Below are 4,008 nucleotides of genomic sequence, written 5' to 3' on the forward strand. Positions count from 1 at the left end.
CACGGTCCAGCGTGTAGTCACCCTCGGTCAGCTTGCGCTCCGAGTAGGTGTCCGGCACCTGCTTCACCAGGACAACGATGTTTGGCATTGCTCTGCTCCGACCTCCCGAGCCGCATGTTACTTGCGAGTAGCATAGGGGTAAGGCACCGCGTCCCGCGGTCGTTCGTGATCGTGCTCACCCGATTGAGCAAGGTTAGCGCCCCTCGACCACCGCGAGTCCCCGGCTCCGGCGAGCCGGGGAGACCGGCTCCCCCGGCGCCAATTCCAGCGCCCCGGATTCGGTCCGGAATAATCGCACCGCGATGCCATTAGCGTTTAGCATGGCCCGTTCTGATGCGCCATCCGGGCAGATTTTCGTGTTGCCCGCCGGCCCCGCCGGAATCCATTCAGCCCCCGCAACCGGCCTGACCAGGCCGGTTGTGCCGACCCGGCGACCGGAGACGGGCGTGATCTTTGCCGGCAAGCCGTATATTTGTCGTTCGTGGCAACGGGCGCGGAGCTGAGCATGGACCGGCGCCCGTGAGCGGTCGGCTGAACTGGTTGCTGTCCTCCAGCGCGCTGTCCAACCTCGCCGACGGGATCGGCCGGGTCGCCTTCCCCCTCCTGGCCACCACGCTGACCCGAGACCCGGTGCTGATCGCCGGGCTGGCCGCCATCCAGCAGCTTCCCTGGCTGCTCTTCAGCGCGATCTCCGGCGTGCTGCTGGACCGCACCGACCGGCGCCGGGCGATGCTGCTGGCCAACCTGACCCGGGCGCTGGTGATCGGCCTGCTCGCCGCGGTCGTGCTGCTGGACACCCTGAGCATCACGGTGATCTACCTGGCCGCGCTGCTGGTCGGCGCCGCCGAGGTGGTCGCGGACAGCGCCGCGAACGTGCTCATCCCGGCCGTCGTCGAACGCGACCGGCTGGAGAGCGCCAACAGCAAGCTGCAGACGATCGAGACGGTCTGCCAGACCTTCGTCGGCAACCCGGTCGGCAGCATCGCCTTCGCCGCGTTCGCCGCGCTGCCGTTCCTGCTCGGTTCCGGCGCCTTCGCGGTGGCCGCCGTGCTGCTGGTCGCCCTGGCCGGCAGCCTCGCGCCGCGACCGGCCCCGCGTCCGGCGGGCAGGCACCGGCTGCGCGGCGAGCTCGCCGCCGGAATCCGCTGGCTGCGCGGCCACACCCTGATGGCCCGGTTGGTGGTCATCGTCGCGCTGCTCGGCCTGACCATCGAGTTCTCCCAGGCCCAACTCGTCCTCTACGCGCTGCAGGACCTCGATCTCGGCGAGGCGGCGTTCGGCGTGTTCGCCCTCGCCGCCGGCGCGGGCGGGGTGCTCGGCGCGGCCGTGACCCCGGCGCTGACCAAGGTGCTGCCCCGCCGGGGCGTGCTGGTCGGCGGCATCGTGCTGATCGGGACCGCCACGGCGGCCATGGGCTTCGTGCACGCCCCGATCCCGGCCGGCGTGCTGCTCGGCGCGTTCGGCGCCGGCGTGGTCGGCAGCAACGTGATCATCGCCACCGCGCGCCACCTCGCCGTGCCGGACGAACTGCTCGGCCGGGTGCTCGGCGTCTGGCGGACGCTGGTGTGGGGCGCCATGCCGATCGGCGCGCTGATCGGCGGGCTGCTCACCCGGACGCTCGGCAGCCCGAGCGAGACGTTCATCGTCTCCGGGGTGTGCGTCGCGGCGATCGGCGTCGCCGCCGCGTTCGCGCTCCGCCCGTTCCCCGCCGACCTGGACACCCGCCAGGAAAGCCGGTCCACGACCGCGTGACGCCGGTCACAGCCGCACCCATCCGTTACCGTCCCCGTTCATGTTCCCGGAAACCAAGGCGCTGCCGCTCACCGGTGAGCGCACCGTGCCGGGTGTGCCGCGGGAGAACTACTGGTTCCGGCGCCACGAGGCGGCATACCTGGCGCTGGCGCCGTACTGCCGGGACGCCGTGGTGCTGGAGGCGGGCTGTGGCGAGGGGTACGGGGCGGAGCTGCTGGCGAGCACGGCCCGGCTGGTGTGCGCGGTGGACTACGACGCGCTGACCGCGGCGCATGTGGCCGCCGCCTACCCCCGGGTGCGGGCGGTGCGCGGCAACCTCGCCGGCCTGCCGGTCGGATCGTCCACTGTGGACGTCGTGGCGAACCTGCAGGTGATCGAACACCTTTGGGACCAGCCCGGATTTCTCCTGGAATGCCACCGGGTGTTGCGTCCCGGCGGACGGTTGCTGGTCACCACGCCGAACCGGATCACCTTCTCGCCCGGCCGGGACACTCCGCTCAATCCCTTCCACACCAGGGAGTTGGCCGCGGCGGAGCTGGACGAGCTGCTCCGCCACGCCGGGTTCACCGTCGAACTGCTGGCCGGTCTGGGGCACGGCCCCCGGCTGCGCGGGCTGCTCGGCGGCGCGATCATCGAGGCCCAGGTGGCGGTCGCCGTCGACGGATCGCCCTGGCCGGACGAACTCCTGGCCGCGGTGACCTCGGTGACCGTCGAGGACTTCGTGATCGGCACCGAGGATCTGGACGCCAGTCTCGATCTCATCGCCGTGGCGGTGGCATGACAGAGGAGGAACCGATCGGTTCGTTCTGCCTGGTCCTGCACAGCCACCTCCCCTGGCTGCCGCACCACGGATCCTGGCCGGTCGGCGAGGAATGGCTCTACCAGGCCTGGGCGCACTCCTACCTGCCGGTGATCGACCTGGTGCGCCGGTTCGCCGACGAGGGCGTCCGGGACGTGCTGACCATCGGGGTCACCCCGGTGCTCGCCGCGCAGCTCGACGATCCCTATGCGCTGCGCGGGTTTCACGACTGGCTGGGCACCTGGCAGCTGCGCGCGCAGTACGCCGCGGGCCGCTGGCGCGGCGGCGACGAACTGCTCCGCTCGCTGGCCGCGGCCGAGTACCGCACCGCCGCGCACGCCATCGAGGAGTTCGAGTCCCGCTGGCGGCACGGTTTCTCGCCGGTGCTGCGTCCGCTGGTGGACGCCGGCGCGATCGAACTGCTAGGCGGGCCGGCGACCCATCCGTTCCAGCCGCTGCTGCGGCAACCGGTACGGGACTTCGCGCTGCACACCGGCTTGACCGACACCGAACTGCGCACCGGACACCGGCCGGCCGGCATCTGGGCGCCGGAATGCGGCTTCGCGCCGGGGATGGAGCACGACTACCAGCGCGCCGGGGTGCGCCGGTTCCTGGTGGACGGCCCGGCTCTGCGCGGCGACACGCACGCGCCCCGGCCGGTCGGCGACTCGGCGGTGGTGTGCTTCGGCCGGGACCTGGAGGTCACCTACCGGGTCTGGTCGCCGAAAGCCGGCTACCCGGGCCATCCCGCCTACCGCGACTTCCACACCTTCGACCACCCGTCCGGGCTCAAACCCGCCCGGGTCACCGGCCGGAACGTGCCGCCGGAAGCCAAGCGGCCCTATGACCCCGCTCTCGCCGCGGCCGCGATCACCAAGCACGCCAACGACTTCGTGACCACCGTGGTGCGCAGGCTGCGCGCCCTGCGGGACCGGCACGGAGTGCCGCCCCTTGTCGTGGCCGCCTACGACACCGAGCTGTACGGGCACTGGTGGCACGAGGGACCGGCCTGGCTGGAGGCCGTGTTGCGGGCGCTGCCGGGTGCCGGGGTCCGGGTCACCACGCTGCGCGGCGCGCTGGCCGCCGGGCATCTCGGGGCGCCGGTGGACCTGCCCGCCTCGTCCTGGGGTTCCGGCAAGGACTGGCGGGTCTGGGACGGCGAGCAGGTCGCCGACCTGGTCACCGCCGGCGAGGCGGTGCAGGACGAACTGCTCGGCCTGCCATCGGCCGGCGCGGCCCGTGACCCGGTGCTGGACCAGGCCGTCCGGGAGGCGCTGCTGGCCCTGTCCAGCGACTGGGCGTTCATGGTCACCAAGAACTCCGCCGCCGACTACGCGCGCCGCCGCGCGGACCTGCACCGCGCGCGGCTGTGCGAGCTGGCCGGCCTGATCCGGGCCGGCCGGCGGACCGCCGCGGTGCACCTGGCCGAGCGGCTGCGGGCCCAGGACGGGCTTTTC

The 4,008-nt window shown here is 72.5% G+C and carries 3 protein-coding genes and 1 pseudogene; 3 read left to right on the plus strand and 1 reads right to left on the minus strand.

Annotation, left to right across the window (positions count from 1 at the left end):
• A pseudogene (locus VFO68_RS28725) lies at positions 1–88 on the minus strand (electron transfer flavoprotein subunit beta); the annotation flags it as partial.
• Positions 89–519: 431 nt separating this feature from the next.
• Here VFO68_RS28725 and VFO68_RS28730 point away from each other — a divergent pair.
• The 3 genes from VFO68_RS28730 to VFO68_RS28740 all read left to right on the plus strand — a co-directional run.
• A complete protein-coding gene (locus VFO68_RS28730; RefSeq protein WP_325161540.1) occupies positions 520–1,752 on the plus strand; it encodes an MFS transporter in 1,233 nt (410 codons plus the stop codon).
• 40 nt (positions 1,753–1,792) lie between these two features.
• A complete protein-coding gene (locus tag VFO68_RS28735; protein WP_325161541.1) occupies positions 1,793–2,533 on the plus strand; it encodes a class I SAM-dependent methyltransferase in 741 nt (246 codons plus the stop codon).
• On the plus strand, positions 2,530–4,008 hold a 1,479-nt coding region (locus tag VFO68_RS28740), incomplete at its 3' end, for a glycoside hydrolase family 57 protein (RefSeq protein WP_325161542.1). The genes VFO68_RS28735 and VFO68_RS28740, both read left to right, overlap by 4 nt.

The organism is Actinophytocola sp. (genome assembly GCF_035712165.1).
Lineage (GTDB): Bacteria > Actinomycetota > Actinomycetes > Mycobacteriales > Pseudonocardiaceae > DASYTH01.

Coding starts and splice junctions, on each gene's coding strand:
- VFO68_RS28735 (WP_325161541.1), top strand. CDS start 1,793: ATGTTCCCGGAAACCAAGGCGCTGCCGCTCACCGGTGAGCGCACCGTG.